The sequence below is a fragment of the Aeromonas sp. ZOR0002 genome, from assembly GCF_963866995.1.
Lineage (GTDB): Bacteria > Pseudomonadota > Gammaproteobacteria > Enterobacterales > Aeromonadaceae > Aeromonas > Aeromonas caviae.
In genome coordinates, this window is record NZ_CAWMFQ010000327.1 from 1 (window position 1) to 315 (window position 315).

General features: G+C 62.2%; 2 pseudogenes. Both read right to left on the bottom strand.

Annotated features, from left to right (window positions below):
• A pseudogene (locus AACR77_RS17565) lies at positions 1-85 on the bottom strand (MgtC/SapB family protein); the annotation flags it as partial.
• A gap of 24 nt (positions 86-109) precedes the next feature.
• Positions 110-315: pseudogene (locus AACR77_RS17570) on the bottom strand (RimK family alpha-L-glutamate ligase); the annotation flags it as partial.

Sequence of the window (315 nt, forward strand, 5' to 3'; positions counted from 1 at the left end):
GCCCCACCAGAGTGCCGCACACCAGACAGACCAGGATGTTCTCCCAGCCAAGGGGCGCTATGTCCCACCAATCAGTCGTCATCATATCCACCTCTGCTATCGATGCTTGTTATCCGGCCGCGCTCTGCCCCCGGTTTTCCAGCCGCTGGCGGAAGGCCCGGGCGAGGCGCTCGTAGAGGTCCTTTGCCTCTCTGTCCTCAATATCGCCACGTATCCAGGGATTGTCGATGATTTCCAGCAGCACGCAGTCACGCCCCTGCTGACGCAGATCGACCCCGAACAGGCCGTTGCCGAGCTGATGAACGGCACGGCGGG